Genomic DNA, 18,276 nt, shown 5'->3' on the forward strand with positions numbered 1-18,276 from the left:
GGGGATCGAGACTGCCTGGCAACCCTGCACACGGGAAGTTGCAGGGGCGCTACGGCGGTGAACTAACGAGTTCCCACCAGGGAAAGCTCGTGGATGGTGAAGGCCTCCTGGTCCTTGCCCAGATCGCTGAACCACACGATGACCCCGCCCACCGGGGCGTTCTTGGTCGCAGGATCGGGTGACTTCAGGTCAATGCTGGTGCGACCGGGTGACAGCTCCGCGGTGGCCAGGCGGGTCAGCCCGTCCAGCTGGGTCAGTGAGGCCGGGTCGGTACCGGCCGGCACTGCATAGACCGTCAGGCGAGCTCCGGCGGCGTTGGCATCGGCGCGCAGCTGCTCGAGCACAGCGGGTTCGTCGAGGGTGAGCGCAATACCCACGCCGGGCTTGGCGCCCAGGCCGTTCGGGTATGAGTCAGAGATCCACGAGGTGTGATTGTCGGCGTCGATAAGCAACGGCGCCTTGTCCGGGTTGTCCTGACCGTAGAAGTCCGGCGAAGCCTGCCACACGCTGGCTTGCTTCGGCTTGAGGATGATCGGCAGCTTCGGAGCAGCCGCCTTTGTCTCTGCACCTTGGATCGAGTCGGTAGTAATCGGTGCCGTGTCGCTGTCGCCAGAAACCACCGAGACCACCAGCGCCGTCGCCGCGGCAGCGAGCACCACGAACAGCATGGCAGCGCCGACGATGAAGGCAGTGCCGCGACCGGTGTAACCGCGCGAGCCGAAGCCCACGCCGGAGACCTGGTCCGTCTCAGTGTGGTGACGCGCTCCGGCCACGCGTGCGGCTCGGGCGGCGGTGCTTGTCGACGCCTGCGGCGTCGCCTGCTCACCCTCCACCTCGGCTGCCTCAGGGGCGGGTTCACCGGCCTCCAGTTCAGCGTCGGCAACCGCAACCGGGCCGGACCCGAAGCGGTGCAAACGGGCAGCGAGGTCGCGCACCTTGGCGTTGCCTTCGGTGACGGTGTCGCGGGTGGTGCCGTCCTCTTCGTCGGCGTCCACCTCAGCGGCAGTCTCGTTGGCGACCGTGCGGGCGTCGTAGGCGATCTGCGCGAGCTCCTCGTCGACCTCGTCGCCCTCGTGGCAGGTTCCTCCGGCCAGGATCTCGATCGCCGAGGCCAGAGACGAGACATCCTCCTTGACCGAGGCGTCGGGAAGCACTGCCGGGAAGGCCAACACGGCCTCGCCGTCGAGGTTGATGCGAATGCGCGAGGCGTTGTCCAGGCCCAACGGGGTGCCGGCAGCCTCGGCGTCGGCGGCCGCGGAGGCGATCGGGGCCAGAGCAAGTGCCACGGCGTGGGGGTTGAGCAGCAGGTCGTTGTCCGGGTCGGCGGCGGTCTCGGCCACGCTGCGCAGCGAGGAACCGTCGACCCAGTCGGCCACGATGAGCGCGCCCGAGCGGTAGGACAGGATGCGCACGTTGTCCGCCACACCTGGGTGATTCAGCTCGCTGAGCTGACGGGTGCGCTTGGACACCAGGGCGCTGGTGCGCGCCATCTCTGCCGGGGTGCGCGGCGCCAGCGGGGCCTGCCCGGAGGTGTCCACGAAGGTCAGGGCGACGTCCTTGCCGGAGGCCACCTCGCGGGCCTTCCAGAACTGTGCGCCCTGCACGTTGCCGTGGTCGGCCAGCAGGCGGAAGCGACCGTCGGAGACCGGCGCACCCGGGACCAGGCGCGGGCCGCGGACCACGCCGGCGGACATGGGCGGCGGAACCGGGGAGGCGTTGAAGGCGTCGTTGGCGGCCAGCTGCGCCGAGAGGTCGTGGGGGTCTGCTGCCTCCACCTGGATGGCCTTGCCCTCGTCGGGGCGGATGAAGCGGCCCAGACCTGGGATGCGGGCGAACATGCGACCCAGGTTCTGCACCTCCGGCAGACCGGAGCGGGAGAGCACGATGCCGGTGACGATCAGGAAGATGACGCCGCACACTGCCAGCAGCATGAGCTGTCCGATGTTGCCCAGCGTCTCCAGCCAGACCTCCAGGACGGCATGCAGGGCCAGCTGCACGAGTAGCGCCACGGCCACACCCACCAGGGAGGAACCCAGCGCCCAGAGGCTGGTGTGCACCACACTGCGGGAGTTCAGAGAGCCGAGCTTGCGCGAGAGCAGGAACGCACCCACGATCGCGCCCGAGAGGAAGCCAAAGCCGTTGGCGGCACCAAGCAGGACCACGACGTACTGCGGCGAGGTGGTCACCATCGGGGCGGCCAGGGCAAGCGCGATCTTGGTCAGCGTGATGCCAGCGATGATGTAGGTGGGAGTCCAGGCCATCTCGCGGGCGTAGAACACGCGCAGGTGCAGCATCACCAGCGCGTAGGGAATCAGCGTGAAGGCGGATACGCTCAGCGTCAGACCCAGGATCGAGGCGGAGCCCTCATCGAATCGGCCGAATTGGAAAAGTGCCATCGCGATCGGCTCACCGAAGCCCACGAAGAACACGATGATCGGGATGAGTGCGATGAAGGTCAGCTTGGTGGCCAGGGTCAGATCGCGGACCACGGCGCGGTCATCGCCATCCGCGGCATTGCGCGAGAGGCGCGGCATGATCGCGGTCAACAGCGTGACGCCGATGATGCCGTAGGGCACCTGGAGTAGCAGCCAGTGATACGAGTAGATCGTGATCGCACCCTGGCTGGAATCGGAGGCAACGCGGCTGTTCACGATGTAGCCCAGTTGGCTGATGGCCACGTAGACAATGATGGCTACGGCCATGCCACCGAACTGCTTGAGGCGATCGTCGATACCCCAGAGTGGGCGCAGGTTGACGCCTGCTCGCCGCAGCGGCGGGAGCATGATGAGGCACTGCGCGACCACACCGAGCGTGGTTCCCAGTCCCAGCAGCAACACGTGTGGATCCCAGAACGGGGCCTGGTCGGCTGCGCTCAGCGAGCTGGGAAGCAGCATGTACAGCAGCATCACCGCGATGGCGATGAGGTTGTTAGCCACCGGGGCCCATGCGCCGGGCCGGAAGTATCCCTTGGTATTGAGCACCGCCATGAACAGCGAGAACAACCCGTAGAAGAAGATCTGCGGGAGCAGCAGGAACGCAAACGATGTGGAGAGGTACACGTTGACCGCGCCCTCGCTCTTCAGCATCAATCTGGTCAGCAGCGGCGCTCCCACTACCGCCACGATGGTGACCACCGTGACCAGGCTAAAGGTCAGCGTGAACAGGCGGCGGATGAACGCCTCACCGTGATCAGCGTCCTCCTTCTCCGCCCGCACCAACACCGGCACCACCAGCGCGGTGAGCACCGAACCGAGAACGATCTCGGTAATCAGGTTCGGCAGGGTGTTCGCGGTGTTGAAGGCGTCGGCCACCGCCCCGCCCAGGGCCGCGCCGATCATGGCGGTGCGCACAAAACCTGTGATGCGCGAGAGCAGCGTGGCCACGGCCATGGAGCCGGTCGAGCGCAACAGGTCGCGGTCTCCCCCCTTGCTGGTCTGGCCTGGCTGCTCGTTGCTCTCCGCGCCGGCTGAGTCCCCGGTGACCTGCTCATGGGCACCGGAGCCGGCGGGCTCTGCCACATCTGGCTCGTCTGCGGTGGAGCGTTCCATCACTGCGACCGAGCTTGCGGCAGCTGCCGCCTGCTGGGCGGCCTCTGCCCCACTAGCGCTCGGGTCAGAGGTCAAAGCGGAGCGATCGATGACCGGCTCCTCGTCGACCGCCGGGGTGGGCGCAGGTCGGCTGACCGGTACGGGCGCGGGAGGCATGGGCGCGATGATGCGTCCACGCAATCCCGGCAAGTGGTGCGGAGGCTGCTCGGGCACGACGTGAGTCCTTTGAGAAAGTACGAAACGGGCTGGGCTGAATGAGCAGGGCGGGGTCATCCGCCTGCGAATGCGCTAGCTCGTGTTCGGTGGACGGGGGCGTTTGCGCCTCCCGACGAGCTTCTTGCCCACCAACCCCACGACCAGGACGATGGCCAGCAAAGCCAGCGCGGTCAGCGCAACGACTGCGGTGGCGCGGGTACGCACCGTGATGTCCACCGGGGAGGAGATCGCGGTCCCATCAGGCGTGGCCAGCCACAGGGTGAGGTTGGTCAGCCCGCTGTGCGCGGGAAGATCCGCCGTCATCGGAACAGTGATCGAACCCGACGCGGGAATGAGCACGCTCTCCGGAAGATTGAGCTGCCCGCCCTCCGCGGCGTCGTACTGGATGCTGGCCTTCACCGGCAGTGGGAGGCGATTCTCCGCGACGATGAGCAGGGGCGAGCTTGCCGACGTCCGGGTGTACACATTGCCCGGCGGCAGCAATTGAATGGCATCGCGCAAATTCTGCAGGGTTCGCCCGTTGGCGCTCAAGATCGCGTCGCTACGCGAGATCGCTGAATCTGCCGTGGCCACCGACTGCCGCCCCAACGTGGTCAGCGCGCGCAGCTGATCGCGGCGCAGCGGCAAAGTGAAGTCGTAGCGGGTCAGAGCCAGGGCCGGATCGTTGCTCAGGATCCGGGTCAGGTCATTGGTGTAGCGCCCCTGCTGCCCGGCGCGCAGGATCTCCGCGTCCGAGATGACGGAGGGGTCGCGGAACGGGGCTCCATAACCGGGATTGCTCGGCGTGCTGGTCACGGGATCGTTGAGCTGATCCGGGGCAGGCGCGAGGTAGTCCGTCAGGGAGAGAGCCCGGGCATCGTTGCGTTCAATGGCCGAGCGTGCGGTGTCGAGGACATTGCGGGCCACCGTGGGATCAAGGTCGAGCGGCAGCGAGGCTAAGACCGGCTGCGGGTCTGGGGAGGCCGCGGCTTGGTCCGCGAGAGCGAGCAACAACGCAGCATTGGCAGTGACGGTGCGGGCCGCCGCGGAGTCCTGGCGGTAGCCGTAGCGAGTAGCCGGGTTGGAATACCCGCTGATGGAGGGCGAGGTGCCGGTGGCGGCCAGTGTGGCGGCCAGGGAGGAGTCGTACCCCACCGCGGTGACGTGCCCATCCAGGCGGGAAAAACGATCCGTGCCGGTATCGCTCCACACCGTGTTATCGGCCACGAGCACGCTGATGGGCTCCGTGGTGGCCTTGCTCGGCTGGGTGGTTCCGGCGCTGGCTTCCCAGTCCTGCTCGATGGACTCACCCGGATCTTCACCCGGATCTTCACCTGGGAAGTCGGCCGGTTGGTCGGCCCAGTGCAGCCCCGGGGTGGTTGCCGGCTGCACGTATCCGCGTGGAGAAATCACGGTATTGGTCAGCCCGGAGGTACCCAGCACCTGCTGCAGCGTGGCTGGTCCGCGCTGGACGGCCTCGCGCATCAGCCACGGATCGTTGGTGGCGGCCACGGCGTTGAGGTCTGCGCTGGCCCACGGCAAGGCAACGACACAGTTGTGCACGGCAATCTCGCGCAAGCGGTCGATCCAGGCCTGCGCATCCTTGGACCCCTCCCCTGGTGTGCCCAGGTTGGTGGACTGCGATCCCCAGGAGTCGCGCAGGCGTTGGGGGCGCTGGGGCTGGGGCCGAGTATCCGAGATGGTGTAGCCCCGCGACATGCGGTCGACCACCGACACCAACTCCGGGTCGAGGGCGATGCAGGTGGAATTCTCGGGCGCGGTGGAGGAATAGACGTCGAGAAGCGCATCCAAGCGCCCGCCTTCGCGCAGCTGTCCGGCTAGTCGCTCCGAGCTCAGAATCAGCGGCTGCTCCTGTGGGGCGCGGCCGGTTTCACCGGGGACCACGTCGACTGGCGCCGTGATGGGATAGAGCACGCTCAGCCCGGGCGGCTGTTTCTCGGGAGCATCGGCGGAATCGGCGGGCTTGTCCGCTTGCGCCACCGGCAGAATGAAGCGCTCGCTGGTCAGGGTGCGGTACTCCCCTGATTGCGTGTCCATTCCCAGCAGGCTCAGGGCCACGGGGTACGCGCCGGGTTCGCTGATGGTCAGGGTGTTGGACTGGGCGGGGTCCGTGTTCACCGTGAGCGTGAGCTCCCGCGACTGGCCCGGATCGAGCGAGTCCACGGTGACGGGCTCGGCGTAGTACCCGAAGGTGCTCAGCGGCTGTGCCAGTGCGCTGCGCGCCGCGCTTGTCGACGCCGCCTGTCCAGCCCGTTGCGGAGTAAGCTGCACCGATTCCACCGGCGAATGCGTGGTGTTGGTGACTCGCACGCGCAGTGTGAACGGCTCGAGGGGCCGCGGGGCCGGGCTATCCAGTGACGGCGCGCTGAGCAGTTCCACGCGAACCGGCGAGTTCTCCTCCCCGGGCCGGGCCTGATCGTTGATCCACTGCTCACGGGTCTGCTCATCCGTGGGTGAGATGGGCGTGGCGATTCCCTGCGTATAAGCGGAGGTCGGGCCCAGGAAGGCCGGAATGCTCACAGCCCCGGCAAGGGCGGTAGCCAGGGCGCGGCGCAATCTGTGGGAACGGCTCACAGCGTTTCCGCCTTGCGTGCCGAGTTCTCCTTTCGCACCAGCTCCGGGAGTAGATCAAGGGCGATGCGGGCGAGCTTGCGTTCATCGGCGTAGGCCAGGTGCTCGATGAGCTCGGACACCGGGATCCAGGAGACCTCAGTGACCTCGGGGTCTTCATCGTTGAGGTCGCCATCGGCGTAGCGCAGTAGGTAGTGATGCACTGTCTTGTGGATGCGTACGCCTTCGGAGACGAACCAGTAGTCGATGACACCTAGCTCGGTAATCACGTTGCCGTGCAGGCCTGTCTCCTCCCAGACCTCGCGCTCGGCCGTGGCGGCACGGGACTCCCCGGGCTCGACGTGCCCCTTGGGCATGGACCACAAGAGGCGACCGCGGCGATCGAGGCGACCGATCAGCGCCACATACACGCGACCAAGGTCCACCGAACCGTCGGCGCTCAGCGCCTCCGCGAATCCGGAGACGACTAGGCCGCCGGCCGAGGTCTCATCCCGAGTCTCAATGCGCGAGCTCTGCGCGCGCTGCCGGGCATGCTGACCGTAGCGATCGTGCTGGCGGTTGCGCGCGTTGCCTCGCCGGCCACGTCCGCCCCGCGAGCGTTTGCGCTGCCGAGACTTGGAGCCGGTGGAGGAGTTGGTCTCGCGCTTGTCGTTGGCGCCCGCAGATTGGCCGCCTGCTGAACCGTTGTCGGAGCTCTGGGCTGAATTCTGGGCGCTGTTCGCGTTCTCAGGACGCTGGCGGTTGCGGGAGCGCCCACGGCGACCGCGTGCGGAACGGCGACGGCGATTGCCGTTGCCCGTACCGTTGCCGCCTTCCGAGCGTTGCTGCGTCTGTCCCTCCGAGGAGCGGGAGCCGTTGTCTGCTCCTTGCCCGGAGTGATCCTGCGAGTTGGCCTGAGCGTTGGATTGGGGCTGTGCGGAACGGGAACCACGGCGCCGGGAGCGACGTCGGCGACGTCGCTTGTGTGCACCCTGGTGCCCCGAATCGCCGGACGACGCGCCGCCTGAACCGCCAGAGCGTGGTGAGCGCGCGCCCGCTGAATCGGGGTGCTGTCCGTTATCCGTCATTCTGTGTATCGTAACCCGCCTTAGGTGCTACGCCGGCATTCTCGCCGGGAGCGTTCGTAGAAGATTATCGCTAGTTTGCCAGCACGGTAAGGTGTCACGCGTGACGGAGCCGAATGAATCGCTAGAACCCCAGGCAGTTGCCCAGCTGGTGCGCGCCGAGCGCGCCATCAACGAGCTGACAGACGTGCTGGCTGATCTTGTCGCCGCCTTCACCGCGGCCGGGCACGAGCTCTACCTGGTTGGCGGAAGTGTGCGCGATGCCCTGTTGGGCCGGCTCGGCAATGATCTGGACTTCACCACCGATGCTCGCCCTGAGGTGGTCAAGGAGCTTCTCGACGCCTGGGCCGAGGTGGTCTGGGACACCGGTATCGACTTTGGCACCGTGTCCGCGCAGAAGCAGGGCCAGCAGGTGGAGATCACCACCTTTAGGGCCGATAGCTATGACGGGAATTCCCGCAACCCCGAGGTGGAGTTTGGCGACACCCTGGAGGGCGACCTGATCCGGCGCGACTTCACGGTCAACGCGATTGCTGTGCGCCTGCAGGTCGACGAGCAGGGTGGGCTCATCCAGGAGCTGCGCGACCCCATGAACGGTTTGGGGGCGTTAGCGCGTCGTCAGCTGGATACCCCCAGTGCGCCCGAGGTCTCGTTCAACGACGACCCCCTGCGCATGCTGCGCGCCGCCCGATTCGTCAGCCAACTCGGCTTTGAGCTGGCCCCGCGCGTGGAGAAGGCCCTGCGACAGATGAGCGAGCAAATCACGCGCATCACCGTCGAGCGCGTCCAGGTGGAGCTGAACAAGCTCGTCCTCGGCCAGGACCCCACCGCGGGCATCGACGTGTTGGTGCGCACCGGTCTGGGCGAGCACGTCTTCCCCGAGATCGGTGCGCTGCAGATGACCTCCGATGAGCACATGCAGCACAAGGACGTTTACGCCCACTCCCTGCAGGTCATGCGCCAGGCCATCGACCGCGAGGACGGCGAGCCGGATCTGGTGCTGCGGTGGGCGGCGCTGCTTCACGACGTAGGCAAGCCGGACACCCGCGCCCAGAAGCCCGGCGGAGGTGTGAGCTTTCACCACCACGAGGTCGTGGGCGCCAAGATTGTGCGGCGCCGCCTGCGTCAGCTGAAGTACCCCAAGGCTCTGATTAGCGACATCTCGCAGCTGGTGTTCTTGCACATGCGCTTCCACGGGTTCGGCGACGGCCAGTGGACCGACTCTGCTGTGCGTCGCTACGTCACGGACGCCGGGGAGCTACTCCCCCGCCTGCATAAGCTGGTGCGTGCCGATTCGACGACGCGCAATCCCAAGAAGGCCCGCCGCATTCAGCGCGCCTACGACCAGCTCGAGGAACGAATCGCGGAGATCGCGGAGAAGGAAGACCTCGCGCGCGTGCGCCCGGATCTGGACGGCAACGCCATCATGGAGATCCTGGACCTCAAGCCCGGGCCCGAGGTGGGCAAGGCGTGGGCCTTCCTCAAGGAGCTGCGCCTAGAGCGCGGCCCGTTGGAGCACGAGGAGGCTGTAGCCGAGCTGAAGGCGTGGTGGGCCGAAAACGGCGAGTCCGCGTAGGATCCGCGTTAAAGATTAGTAGCTAGGTGGGATGGGAAACGTGTATAACTTTTCAGCCGATCGCTTGTTTGTTGCACTCGAGCGTGGAGAGCCCGCCCCCGGCATGCTGCTCGTTTCCGCTCCCGACATCCAGAACGAGGATTACACCCGTTCGGTGATCCTGGTGGTGGAGCACAACGAGGCCATCACCCTGGGTGTCAACCTCACCCGTCGCAGCGAGATCGCCGTGTTTAACGTTCTGCCGGATTGGATTTCTGCGGTGGCCAAGCCGCAGGCTCTGTACATCGGTGGGCCGATGAATCAGCAGGCGGTGGTGGGCCTGGGCATGGCGCGCCAGGGTGTGGACATCGCGGCCACGCCGTTCTTGAAGCGTCTGGCTCCCCGGCTGGTGCACATTAACCTGCAGGCGCAGCCCGAGGAAGTGGCCGAGGCGGTCGATGGCATGCGGTTGTTTGCCGGCTACTGCGAGTGGGCTCCCGGCCAGCTCGACGAGGAGATCGAGGCCGGCGACTGGTACGTCGTACCCGCCCTGCCCGGTGACGTGATCATGCCGGGGCGTGCCGACTTGTGGAGCGACGTGATGCGTCGCCAACCGATGCCCCTGCCGCTGTTTTCCACCTACCCAGCACACGTCGAGGACAACTAAGTGGAAGCGAGCACTCGCTCTGAGATTGCCCAGGGCGTCCGCGATTCCTGGACCGTTCTTCTTGGGTTCATTCCCATTGGGCTTGCCCTGGGCGTGCTCGTGGTGCAGATGGGCTTCTCCTGGTGGTGGACACCAATCTTCTCCACCGTGATCTACGCCGGCTCCATGGAGTTTCTGGCGCTGGGTCTGGTCACCGGTGGCACAAGCTGGTTTGCCGCGGCGCTGACCGGTCTGGCAGTGAACTTCCGGCACATCTTCTACGGCATCACCTATCCCCTGCACCGCATTTCTCATCCGGTAGCACGCGCCTATGCGGTGTACGCGCTTATCGACGAGGTCTATGCCCTCACTGGAAAGTTCGGAGCTAACGGCGTGCAGGCCGGCCGCCCTGTCAGCGGTGCCCGCCTGGTGACCATCTCCGCAGTCTGCCAGCTGGGTTGGGTGGGATCCGGTGTGGTCGGCGCTTTGGGTGGTAGCGCGCTCGACATCTCAGTGAAGGGGATGGAGTTCGCTCTCACAGCGTTGTTCACCGTGTTGGCCGTGGAGGCCTTCCGGGAGAGCCGGGATACCTCGCTGGCCGTTACCGCAGTGGTGTGCGGGTTGGTTGCCGCAGTGCTGCTTCCCGGGCAGATGTTGCTGGTGGCGCTGACGCTGTACGTGGCAACACTGGTGGCGCGGTTCGCCTCCCCCGAGCTGGACGCCCGGATGACGTGGAAGGCGGGGGCATAAGTGGGCCTGCCAGAGGGTGTAGAACTGTCCCAGGCGCTGGCCGTGCTGCTGCCGATTGGGTTAGTGACGGTCGCTCTGCGCGGGATCCCTTTCCTGGTGCGCCGTAGGCTAGGGCAGTCCGATTTTGTGGCGTTTCTGGGCGGCATGATGCCCGTGGGTGTCATGACCGTTCTGGTGGTTTACTCGCTCGTCTCCGGTGGCTCTGGTGCGGTATGGCCTGGCCTGATTGGAGTCGCTGTTACTGGTGCCTTGCAGTGGTGGACCGGGCGCGCGGCGCTGGCCATCATTGGCGGCACCGGGGTGTACATGGTGCTCGTGAACGGCTCGGTGGGTTAACCCAGATCCGGGAACTTCGCCTGCGCCTCGGACCAGAGCGCGGTGAATTCCGCCTCGGAGAGATGAGTGGCTTGCAGCCCGTCGTACTCGTGATAGGTGGACGGGTGCGGCACGACGTCGTTAGGCGCAGTCACCGCACCAGCCTTCTTACCCTTACCCGCGGCGCCCATGATCGTGTCGTCAGGCGCGAGTTCGATGAGGCGGAGCATCGAGCACGTGCGCTCGTCGCGCTCCTCCAATTCTGCGATATGGACGGCAACCCCTGCCCCGGGGATCGTGAGTTCAGTGCGGATGTAAAGGCGATGTTTCACGTGAAACATGGTTGCTGATCCGGGGTGCTCGTGGCAACCCGGAGACCTAAGGTTGCTGGCTGTAGCGCGCCGCCAACCAGGAGCAGACCATGAGCTGCACCTGGTGATAGACCATCAAAGGCAGGATCAGCAGGCCTAGCGCTCCCCCGCCGAAGATGACGGTGGCCATGGGCAAGCCGGTGGCCAGAGACTTCTTGGAGCCGCAGAACTCGATTGCGATCACGTCGGCGCGGCTGAACCCCAGGCGGGCCGAGATGACTCGTGTGAGCCACAGCATGGCCGCTACCAGCGCGAGTGAGAAGACGATGAGGAAGAGGACCTGGCCAAAGGACACGGTCGACCAAATTCCGTCGACCACTCCGGCGGAGAACGCCGAGTAGACGACCATGGTGATGGATCCGCGGTCGACGATCTTGGTGGCCTTGGACCTAGCCAGCGTGCCGAACCATTGCCGCGTGAGCTGACCAACGAGGAAGGGCGCGAGGAGGAGCAGTGCGACATCGAGGAAGACGGAGGCGTCGATACGCGCTGCGGAGCCTGTAGAGAGCAACAGCATCACCAACAGCGGCGTGGCAACGACGCCGACCAAAGAGGACGCGCTGGCCGCCACGATGGCGCCCGCCACGTTGCCGCGGGCGATGGACGTAAAGGCAACCGATGATTGGACCGTTGAGGGCACGAGGGTGAGAAAGAGGATGCCGCGGGCCAGGTCGTCGGGGACGAGGTGAGTGAGCACGGGCTGCAGGGCCAGGCCGATCAGTGGGTACACCAGGAAGGTGAACGCCAGGATGGTGGTGTGAAGGCGGATGTTCCTTAGCCCATCAAGGGCTTCCGCGGTTGAAAGGCGAGCACCGTAGAGGAAAAAGAGGAGGGCGATCGCGATGTTTGTCGCCACCGAGAATGCGTCGGCGAACCATCCACGAGCCGGGAAAAGCGTTGCCAGAATGACCGCGGAGAGAATAAGGAAGATGAGCGGGTCATGATTGCGGAGTCGGGCGAGCATGTCAGCCAGTCTAGGACGCGCTGTTGATGTTTCACGTGAAACCTCCGGTTTGTCACGTGGAAGCGTAGCCTCGGGGCATGGTCAAGCTTGCTGAACCCTTAACAGTTCGATCGCTGGAGATCCCGAACCGAGTGTGGCTACCTCCCATGTGCCAGTACCAGGCTGTAGACGGCACGCCTAACGATTGGCACCTGGTGCACTATGGAGCGCGCGCGGTGGGAGGTTTCGGCCTGATCATCGCGGAGGCGACGGGCGTGGTCCCCGAAGGGCGCATCTCGCCGGCCTGCACGGGGCTGTGGTCGGACGAGCACGTCGCGGCCTGGCGAAAGGTGGTCGACTTCGCCCACACGCAGGGCGCGAAGATGGCGATTCAGCTCAACCATGCCGGCCGCAAGGCGTCCTCGGTTCCCGCCTTGCCGGATCAACCCCACTACCCCACCAATACGGTTCCGGTGAATGAGGGCGGCTGGGAGACCGTGGCGCCCTCCCCTATCGCGGCCGATGGACACAACACACCTAGGGAGCTGAGCACTGCGGAGGTTCGGCAGATCCCCAAGCAGTTCGCCAGAGCGGCAGGGCGCGCGGTTGAAGCAGGCTTTGACGCGGTGGAGATCCACGGGGCACACGGCTACCTGCTTCACCAGTTCCTCTCACCGCTTTCGAATGAGCGTAACGACGCCTACGGGGGCTCGTTCGAGGCGCGCACGCGACTGCTGCTGGAGGTGGTCGAGGCGGTGCGGGCTGCTATCGGCGAGGACATGCCTCTAATACTTCGACTCTCGGCCACGGATTGGGTCGATGCCGGCTGGAGCCTGGACGATACCGTGCGGGTCTCTGCCCTGGCACAGGAGCGCGGCGCAGACCTGATCGACGTGACCTCGGGCGGCAATGTGAGCGCAGACATTCCAGTTGGCCCCAACTATCAGGCGCGTTTCGCGGATGAGGTGCGTGCTCGGGCGAGCGTGCCGACGGCTGCCGTCGGTCTGATCACCGAACCTGCGCAGGCAGAGGCGCTGCTCGTGGAGGGGCGTTGCGACGCCGTCCTTATCGGCCGAGAAGCGTTGCGTAACCCTTCCTGGCCGCGCGACGCATTCCGTGCGCTAGGCATGGCCGGTGGGAAGCTGGGCTACCCACCCTCCTATCACCGGGCTGCGCCGCGGGATCCTCGCTAAGCCTGAACCGCTAGCTTGTCGCCGGCGTCCTTAAGCTTGGCCGGCGCGAGAGCTTCGCGCGCGGGGCCCTCGACAACAGAACCGTCGTTGAGGTCGAAGACGGAGCCGTGGGCGGAACAACGCACCTTGTGTCCGTCGACCTGATCGATAGTCTGGTGCTGGTGGGGGCACGATCGAGAGTAAGCGACGTACTTGGATTCGTCTGGTCGGGCCACAATATAGTCGCCCACTAAGATGGCGGAGCCCAATGGTATGTCCGTCTTAGCAACTTCCTCGGAGGGGGCGCTGCCACATGCGGCCAAGAGTGCGCCCGCCAGAGTGGTACCGGTGCCGAGAAGGAAGAGTCGTCGGTTGCAGGAAAACTCGCTCATACCCACAAACTCTACTCCCCGACTACCGGCACTGTTGTGATGAATAGTGACGTTTTGGATACGGGGCAGAACCCCGTCGAGAAACGTCACTGTGACGATTAACCCTGACGGGTAGCTGCCTTCATCTCCGATACGAATTGAGCCAATTCCTTCTGCAGTGCCGGAAGGTCTCGCACCACTCCGGGGCGGGGGTGCTCATGGTCCACGTGGCTTTCGATGATGCGGGTGATGGCTGAACCGGTGATCGCACCGGCCGCGCCCGCGCGAATCGCGTCTGCCACGTGTTCCGGAGTAGAGATGCCGAAGCCCAGAAGGACCGGTGCTCCCCCGAACTGTTGGACGTGAGCAACAACCTCATCCAGGCCGCGAGTCTCGGAGGCGCGCTCGGTACCGGTCACGCCATCCCGGGAGATGGCGTAGATGTAACCGCGCGAACGAGCAGCGACACCCCGCAGGGTTGCCTCAGCTGCTTGGGCGGGCGCGATAAAGATGGGGCTGATTCCGGCGGCCTCGGCTGCCTCGGCAAAGGGGCCGCCCTCGCGAACCGGCACATCCGGGATCAGGATGGAATCGGCACCCGCCTCGTGGAACTCTGCGTAGAAGCGCTCCAGACCGCGCACGAAGGGCACGTTGGCGTAGATTAGCATGCCGATCGGCAGCTCCGGGTAGGCGTCGCGGATCTTCCTAATCAACTGCAGGCTCTTCTCCACCGTTGCTCCCCCATCCAGCGCCCGGATGTGGGAGGCCTGGATGGTGGGACCATCGGCAACCGGATCAGAGAAAGGCACGCCGAGCTCGAGGGCGTCCGCGCCAGACTCAATGAGCGTGGTGATGATCTGGAAGGAATCCTCAAACGTGGGGTCTCCCAGCATGACAAAGGGAACGAAGGCTCCCTCTCCCCTGCTCTTGAGGGATTCAAACAGAGCGGCATAGCGATCTTTCACTAGGAAACCTCCGTGTTCGAGGGCTTAAGGGCGTACTCGGGGTGCTCGTCGAGCGTGCGCCGGACGTGGTCAACATCCTTGTCTCCGCGACCAGACAGGCACACCACGATGGTGAGATCCTCCCCTGCCTTCTCGGCCTCCTCCGCGCGTGCCAGCGCGTAAGCAAAGGCATGCGAGCTTTCCAGGGCAGGGATGATGCCTTCCTTCAGGCTGAGGATCTGGAAGGCGCGCAATGCTTCTGCGTCGGTCACCGGAACGTACTTAGCACGCCCGGTGTAGGCCAGATACGCGTGCTGAGGCCCAACCGCGGGATAATCCAGGCCAGCGGAGATGGAGTAGGACTCCTCCACCTGGCCGTCGCTGTTGCGCATTAGATATGAGCGCGTCCCGTGCAGGATTCCCACGTTGCCGGCGGCGATGGCGGCACCGTGCTTGCCCGTCTCCATGCCCTCGCCACCGGGCTCGGTGCCTACGAGTTCGACGGATTCGTCGTCGATGAAATCGGAGAACATGCCGATGGCGTTGGATCCCCCGCCGACGGAGGCGATCACAACGTCCGGCAGCGAACCGGTGCGCTCTAGCATCTGCGCCTTGGCCTCCTCAGCGATGACGCGGTGGAAGTCGCGCACGATGGTCGGGAACGGGTGCGGGCCGGCCGCGGTACCGAGCAGGTAGTGCGACTCGTGGAAGGTGGCGGTCCAGTCGCGCAGTGCTTCATTCACGGCGTCCTTGAGGGTGCCGGAGCCAGCATCCACGGGAACGACCGTCGCGCCGTGCAGGCGCATGCGGTACACGTTGGGCTGCTGCCTTTCGACGTCCTTTGCACCCATATAGATCACGCATTCCAGGCCGAGCAGGGCGCACACCAGCGCGGTCGCCGTGCCGTGCTGCCCGGCGCCGGTCTCGGCGATGATGCGCTTCTTACCCATCTTCTTGGCCAGCAGCGCCTGGCCGATGACCTGATTGGTCTTGTGGGCACCGCCGTGGACGAGGTCCTCGCGCTTGAGAAAGACGCGGACGTGTGTGCCGGGGACGGCGTTGCGCACCTCGGTGAGCGGGGTGGGACGACCCAGGTAATCGCGCAACAGGTCGCGGTACTCCTTCATGAAGGCGTCGTCGTTCCACGCCTCCACAAAGGCCTTCTCCAGCTGATCCAGTGCCGGAATGAGCGATTCGGGCACGTACTGCCCGCCGAACTCACCAAAGTAGGACGGCAGGATCGTGGAGCCACCAGGTGTAGCGTCTCCCTCGGCTGCCGGGGTCGCGATGTCCTGGAGCGATCCGGACTCCTGGTTCGCATCGTGTTTCATCGTGTCTCCTCGTTGTCTGCGGTGTTTTCTGTGTAACTAAATGCCCTGATGCGCTCGAATACGCGTCGCAAAGCGCCCGCGTCCTTGCGCCCGGTGTATTCGCCTGCGTTGCGGTACTCCACGCCCGAGTTAAGGTCCACGCCGAGGCACCCGACACTAAGGGCGTCTTCGATATTGTCCTCGTTCAGACCGCCGGCGAGCAGGCTGCGGCTTTTCACCCCGGAGGGGATGGTGGACCAGTCGAATGCGCGGCCGGTTCCTCCGTCGCCGGAATCGAGTACGAAGCGGTCGGCGTGATCCAGCAGCCCGGGCAGCACCTCGGTGGCACCGGGAGTGGTCATGGAGATAGCGCGCCAGACCTCGATCCCCTCGCCCACTTCCGTCCGCACGCGTTCGAGGAGTTCGATCTCGGACTCCAACGAACCGGTAAACGGTGCGTGGACCTGTACAGCGTGGATCCCGGGTTGAAGGAGTTCACCGTACCCCTCGGTTCGGCGGGAGACCGCCACATAGGCCAAGTCCGGTTCGTGAGCGATGATGTCGGCCGATGTTTCACGTGAAACATTGCGCGGCGATCCCTCCTCGAAGATCAACCCACCATAGACGGCGCCGCACGCTCGGGCGGCCTGCGCCGCACTCCACGAGGTGAGCCCACAGACCTTGTTAGGACCGTAGACGAGCTCGCGGGCGGCGCGATCGATGTCGGGCTGGCCGGTCAGTTGCGAGCCGACCAGGAAGGCATTGGAGTGGGCACCCAGGCTGCGCACCGCCTGAGCATCGCGGATTCCCGACTCGGATACCACCAACACGTCATCCGGAATATCGCGCGTGAGCGTGCGCGAGCGGGTCAGGTCGATCGACAGGTCGTGCAGATTGCGATGGTTGATCCCCAGGATCTTGGCGCCCAGGCGCAGGGCGCGCGAGACCTCTTCCTCGGAGATCGCCTCCGTCAACACGTCAAGACCAAGGCGCTCGGCTTCTTGAGACAACTGGGTATAGGAGGCGTCGTCAAGCACCGAGAGCATTAACAAGATCGCGTCCGCGCCGAAGTAGCGCGCGGCGTGGACCTGCACCGGATCGATGATGAAGTCCTTGCACAGCACCGGCAGGTGAGTCGACGCCGCGACGATGGCCAGGTGGTCGTAATCACCGCCGAAGCGTTCCGGCTCGCACAGCACCGAAATTCCTGCGGCGTAGCGGGAATAGACGCGCGCGATCGCCCCGGGTTCGTAATGCTCGCGGATCAGCCCGAGTGAGGGCGAGGAAGACTTGCACTCCATGATGAACTGATTGCCGCCGCGGGGATTGCCGCCGCGCGCCAACGACTGGTATAGCGAGCGTGTCGAACGCGGCAGTCCGGCCGGGTCCACACCGCTGAGACGGTCGTGGATGCCGGGAAGGTGCTCTCTTCGCTTCTCGACGATCCCCTCGAGCACCGTGGGTAAGTTACTGCTCGCCATAGTTCGCCTCCTCGTGCTGCTTGAGCCAGGTGTTGACAGTGCCGTCGGCCAGCAGAGTGCGGGCCCGCTCGGTGCCTTCCTTAAACGAGGCACCCTGGCCGGAGAGGTAGAACATCGCGCCAGCGGAGGCAGCGATCGCGTCATGGTGGGCCGGTGAGCCCTCGCCACGGAAGACGGCGCGGATCAGCTCGGCGTTTTCTACGCCGTCGCCCCCGGCCAAGTCCTCAAAGGTCCACCGGCGAATGCCGAAGTCCTCGGGTTCGAGCTCGTAGTAGTCGATGTTCCCCTCCCGGGTTAGCTCCCAGACCTTGGTGGTGCCGGATACGGCAAGCTCGTCGGAGCCGTCGCCGTGGACCACCAGAGCGCGCCCGCGACCGAGCTCCCGGAAGGTCTCCGCGATCATCGGGCCCTGGGCCGGGTTGGCGATGCCCATGATCTGGAACTCCGGCCGTGCCGGGGACAGGATGGGGCCAAGGGTGTTGAAGATGGTGGGGAACTTCAACCCGCGGCGCACCGGCTGCACGTGGCCGATAGCCGGGTTGTAGGCGGGGGCGAAAAGGAAGGTGAAGTTGGCGTTCTCAAACTGGCGCACGGCGCGTTCGGGGTCGAGATCCAGCGGGATCTGCATGGCCTCCAGCACGTCTGCGGAACCGGACTTGGAGGAGACGGAACGGTTACCGCACTTGACCATCTTCACTCCCCCGGCCGCGGCCACAAGGGAAGCGGCGGTGGTGATGTTGATGGTGTTCTTGCCGTCGCCACCTGTGCCGGCGGTGTCCATGATTCCCTCACCGGTAATGGGGAACGGTCGACCGGCCTTGAGGAAAGCGCGGGCGGCGCCGAGCAGGTCGTTGGCGGTCTCCCCGCGGACCTTCACTGCAGTGAGTAGCGCGGCGATGTGGATGTCGTCATAATCACCGACCGTCAGCGGCGTGAAGGCTTCGATGCACTCCTCGACAGAGGGCTCCGGGTTGGAGATGAAGCGCTTGAGCGCGGTCAGGCTGTTGTCGCTGGTCATA

Annotated in this window: 15 protein-coding genes; 5 read left to right on the plus strand and 10 right to left on the minus strand. The window is 65.4% G+C overall.

The window, feature by feature from the left end; genetic code table 11:
* Nucleotides 1–62 precede the first annotated feature (62 nt).
* The 3 genes from murJ to FHE74_RS07590 all read right to left on the minus strand — a co-directional run bounded on the left by murJ (nt 63) and on the right by FHE74_RS07590 (nt 7,402).
* A complete protein-coding gene (gene murJ / locus FHE74_RS07580; RefSeq protein ID WP_246049228.1) occupies nt 63–3,704 on the minus strand; it encodes a murein biosynthesis integral membrane protein MurJ in 3,642 nt (1,213 codons plus the stop codon).
* Nucleotides 3,705–3,836: 132 nt separating this feature from the next.
* Nucleotides 3,837–6,338, minus strand: a complete 2,502-nt coding sequence (locus FHE74_RS07585) for a hypothetical protein (RefSeq protein ID WP_139465897.1) — start codon at nt 6,336–6,338, stop codon at nt 3,837–3,839.
* Nucleotides 6,335–7,402, minus strand: a complete 1,068-nt coding sequence (locus FHE74_RS07590; protein ID WP_139465898.1) for an NUDIX hydrolase — start codon at nt 7,400–7,402, stop codon at nt 6,335–6,337. The genes FHE74_RS07585 and FHE74_RS07590 overlap by 4 nt, the downstream gene beginning before the upstream one ends.
* A 100-nt stretch (nt 7,403–7,502) precedes the next feature.
* On the opposite strand from FHE74_RS07590, the gene FHE74_RS07595 reads away from it, so the two are divergent.
* Genes FHE74_RS07595 through FHE74_RS07610 form a run of 4 tightly spaced genes read left to right on the plus strand, consistent with a single transcriptional unit; the run spans nt 7,503 to nt 10,686 of the window.
* Nucleotides 7,503–8,975: a CCA tRNA nucleotidyltransferase gene (locus FHE74_RS07595; protein WP_246049226.1), complete on the plus strand. Its 1,473-nt coding sequence runs from the start codon at nt 7,503–7,505 to the stop codon at nt 8,973–8,975.
* A gap of 40 nt (nt 8,976–9,015) precedes the next feature.
* Nucleotides 9,016–9,621: a YqgE/AlgH family protein gene (locus tag FHE74_RS07600; RefSeq protein ID WP_180339714.1), complete on the plus strand. Its 606-nt coding sequence runs from the start codon at nt 9,016–9,018 to the stop codon at nt 9,619–9,621.
* On the plus strand, nt 9,622–10,350 hold the full coding sequence (locus FHE74_RS07605) for an AzlC family ABC transporter permease (protein WP_139465900.1): 729 nt from the start codon (nt 9,622–9,624) through the stop codon (nt 10,348–10,350).
* Nucleotides 10,351–10,686, plus strand: coding sequence for a branched-chain amino acid transporter permease (locus FHE74_RS07610; protein WP_139465901.1), 336 nt, complete (start codon nt 10,351–10,353; stop codon nt 10,684–10,686).
* On the opposite strand, the gene FHE74_RS07615 is transcribed toward FHE74_RS07610, so the two are convergent.
* Nucleotides 10,683–11,006, minus strand: a complete 324-nt coding sequence (locus FHE74_RS07615) for a hypothetical protein (RefSeq protein ID WP_139465902.1) — start codon at nt 11,004–11,006, stop codon at nt 10,683–10,685. The genes FHE74_RS07610 and FHE74_RS07615 overlap by 4 nt on opposite strands.
* A gap of 37 nt (nt 11,007–11,043) precedes the next feature.
* Nucleotides 11,044–12,000, minus strand: a complete 957-nt coding sequence (locus tag FHE74_RS07620; RefSeq protein WP_139465903.1) for a bile acid:sodium symporter family protein — start codon at nt 11,998–12,000, stop codon at nt 11,044–11,046.
* Nucleotides 12,001–12,077: 77 nt separating this feature from the next.
* Between FHE74_RS07620 and FHE74_RS07625 the strand changes: the two genes are divergently transcribed.
* The gene (locus FHE74_RS07625; RefSeq protein ID WP_139465904.1) at nt 12,078–13,172 is read left to right on the plus strand and encodes an NADH:flavin oxidoreductase/NADH oxidase; all 1,095 of its coding nucleotides are present in this window, start codon (nt 12,078–12,080) and stop codon (nt 13,170–13,172) included.
* Here the strand turns inward: FHE74_RS07625 and FHE74_RS07630 are convergent.
* The 5 genes from FHE74_RS07630 to trpD all read right to left on the minus strand — a co-directional run bounded on the left by FHE74_RS07630 (nt 13,169) and on the right by trpD (nt 18,275).
* Nucleotides 13,169–13,543, minus strand: coding sequence for a Rieske (2Fe-2S) protein (locus FHE74_RS07630; protein ID WP_139465905.1), 375 nt, complete (start codon nt 13,541–13,543; stop codon nt 13,169–13,171). The genes FHE74_RS07625 and FHE74_RS07630 overlap by 4 nt on opposite strands.
* Nucleotides 13,544–13,641: 98 nt before the next feature.
* Nucleotides 13,642–14,487, minus strand: coding sequence for a tryptophan synthase subunit alpha (gene trpA / locus FHE74_RS07635; RefSeq protein ID WP_139465906.1), 846 nt, complete (start codon nt 14,485–14,487; stop codon nt 13,642–13,644).
* Nucleotides 14,487–15,797 carry a tryptophan synthase subunit beta gene (gene trpB / locus FHE74_RS07640; protein ID WP_139465907.1) on the minus strand — a complete coding sequence of 437 codons (1,311 nt, stop codon included), beginning with the start codon at nt 15,795–15,797 and terminating at the stop codon, nt 14,487–14,489. Before trpB ends, trpA begins: the two co-directional genes overlap by 1 nt.
* Nucleotides 15,794–17,257, minus strand: coding sequence for a bifunctional indole-3-glycerol-phosphate synthase TrpC/phosphoribosylanthranilate isomerase TrpF (gene trpCF / locus FHE74_RS07645; protein WP_139465908.1), 1,464 nt, complete (start codon nt 17,255–17,257; stop codon nt 15,794–15,796). Before trpCF ends, trpB begins: the two co-directional genes overlap by 4 nt.
* Entirely contained in the window at nt 17,244–18,275 is a 1,032-nt protein-coding gene (gene trpD, locus FHE74_RS07650) for an anthranilate phosphoribosyltransferase (RefSeq protein WP_139465909.1), read from the minus strand. Before trpD ends, trpCF begins: the two co-directional genes overlap by 14 nt.
* Between the last annotated feature and the right edge of the window lies 1 nt (nt 18,276).

This window comes from Corynebacterium tapiri (assembly GCF_006334925.1).
Taxonomy (GTDB): Bacteria; Actinomycetota; Actinomycetes; order Mycobacteriales; family Mycobacteriaceae; genus Corynebacterium; species Corynebacterium tapiri.

Coding starts and splice junctions, on each gene's coding strand:
- FHE74_RS07615 (WP_139465902.1), bottom strand. CDS start 11,006: ATGTTTCACGTGAAACATCGCCTTTACATCCGCACTGAACTCACGATC.
- murJ (WP_246049228.1), bottom strand. CDS start 3,704: ATGCCTCCCGCGCCCGTACCGGTCAGCCGACCTGCGCCCACCCCGGCG.
- FHE74_RS07620 (WP_139465903.1), bottom strand. CDS start 12,000: ATGCTCGCCCGACTCCGCAATCATGACCCGCTCATCTTCCTTATTCTC.
- trpB (WP_139465907.1), bottom strand. CDS start 15,797: ATGAAACACGATGCGAACCAGGAGTCCGGATCGCTCCAGGACATCGCG.
- trpD (WP_139465909.1), bottom strand. CDS start 18,275: ATGACCAGCGACAACAGCCTGACCGCGCTCAAGCGCTTCATCTCCAAC.
- trpCF (WP_139465908.1), bottom strand. CDS start 17,257: ATGGCGAGCAGTAACTTACCCACGGTGCTCGAGGGGATCGTCGAGAAG.
- FHE74_RS07590 (WP_139465898.1), bottom strand. CDS start 7,402: ATGACGGATAACGGACAGCACCCCGATTCAGCGGGCGCGCGCTCACCA.
- FHE74_RS07630 (WP_139465905.1), bottom strand. CDS start 13,543: ATGAGCGAGTTTTCCTGCAACCGACGACTCTTCCTTCTCGGCACCGGT.
- FHE74_RS07625 (WP_139465904.1), top strand. CDS start 12,078: ATGGTCAAGCTTGCTGAACCCTTAACAGTTCGATCGCTGGAGATCCCG.